The sequence below is a fragment of the Siccirubricoccus soli genome, from assembly GCF_024178315.1.
In the GTDB taxonomy this organism is placed as follows: Bacteria; Pseudomonadota; Alphaproteobacteria; order Acetobacterales; family Acetobacteraceae; genus Siccirubricoccus; species Siccirubricoccus soli.
Map to the genome: position 1 here is coordinate 1 of NZ_JAMZIK010000283.1, position 1428 is coordinate 1428.

General features: G+C 72.1%; 2 protein-coding genes and 1 tRNA gene. All 3 read right to left on the bottom strand.

The window, feature by feature from the left end; genetic code table 11:
• Nucleotides 1-89: 89 nt before the first annotated feature.
• Nucleotides 90-605, bottom strand: a complete 516-nt coding sequence (locus NJ376_RS28320; RefSeq protein WP_252956694.1) for an adenine phosphoribosyltransferase — start codon at nucleotides 603-605, stop codon at nucleotides 90-92.
• Between the two features lie 138 nt (nucleotides 606-743).
• A complete protein-coding gene (locus tag NJ376_RS28325) occupies nucleotides 744-935 on the bottom strand; it encodes a DUF2842 domain-containing protein (RefSeq protein ID WP_252956693.1) in 192 nt (63 codons plus the stop codon).
• A gap of 94 nt (nucleotides 936-1029) precedes the next feature.
• Nucleotides 1030-1106 (bottom strand) — tRNA-Pro (locus tag NJ376_RS28330).
• Nucleotides 1107-1428 lie beyond the last annotated feature (322 nt).

Consider the following 1428-nt stretch of genomic DNA (forward strand, 5'->3'; position numbering starts at 1 on the left):
CCGCCGCCGCCGGCAGCACCGCCCGCGCCGGCCCGGCGGCCAGCGCGGCGGTGGCGGCGAGAAGCGCGCGCCGGCGCATCACGCCGGCATCAATCGTCGTAGCGCAGCAGCGTCTCGCACGGCACGTCGAGGCGCTGGCGGCCATTCAGGAAGGACAGCTCGATCAGCGCCGCGGTCGCCGGCACCTCCGCCCCCGCCTGGCGCAGCAGGGCGACCCCCGCGGCCATGGTGCCGCCGGTGGCCAGCAGGTCGTCCAGCAGCACCACGCGCTGGCCGGGCGCCACCGCATCGGCCTGCATCTCGATCCGGTCGGTGCCGTATTCCAGCGCGTAGTCGAGGCCGACCGTCGCCCCCGGCAGCTTGCGCGGCTTGCGCAGCATGATGAAGCCGAGGCCGAGCTCGAGCGCCAGCGGCGCGGCGATGAGGAAGCCGCGGCTCTCGATGCCCGCCAGCAGCTGCGGCCGGTAGGGGCGGATCGCGGCGGCGAGGCGCTCCATGGCGGCGCGCCAGGCCGGCCCGTGCCGCAGCAGGGTGGAGATGTCGTAGAACAGGATCCCCGGCTTGGGGAAATCCGGAATGCCCCGGATATGGGCCTTGAGGTCGATATCGGCGGTCTCGCCGGGGCTGGGAGGCATGGGCCGGGAGCACCCTTCGCTGCGGTTGCGCCCGCCGGGGGCGGCGCGGGAGGGATGCTCATACCGCACCCGCCTGGCGCTGTCGCCACCCGGCCAAAGGTGCGAGGCTCAGCGCTGCCCGGCGCCCCAGAACATCAGCCAGCGCGCCGGCCAGGCCCAGAGGGTGCCGGCGAGGAGGAAGAACGGCACCTGCAGCGCCCAATGCTGCTGCAGCACCCAATCCGCCGCCTGCAGCACGAGGACGACATAGAGGAAGAAGCCGAGGAGACCGACGAGGCTGGCGAGGAGGATGCGCGGCATGGGCGCCAGATGCACCCGCGCCGCGCCGCCGCCAAGAGACGAAAAACCCCGCCGGCCCCAAGGGGCTGGCGGGGTTCCCGCGGCGGCGCCGGACTGGTCGGAGCGAGAGGATTCGAACCTCCGGCCCCTGCGTCCCGAACACAGTGCTCTACCAGGCTGAGCTACGCTCCGTCGGCCGGGCTGCCTTGCGGGTGGCGGGGTATAGCGTCGGTGCCGCCTGCCGGCAAGCGGGGTGTTGCGAGGGGCGCCGCCCCTCTCGAACCCTACCCGCCAAGGGCCGAAAGGCCCTTGGATCCCTTGCATCGGCCGGTCGAGCCGCGAAGCCTGAACTCAAGGTTTCCAAAGGCCTTTCGGCCTTTGGTGGGGTGAGCTCGAGAGGGGCAAGGCCACTCTCGATCCTGGGGCATGCTGCGTTCGCTTGCGCTCACGCAGCATGCTCCAGGCCGTTGTTGTGCGAGCATCTGCACGCGTTCAGATGATTCCAGCTGAACGC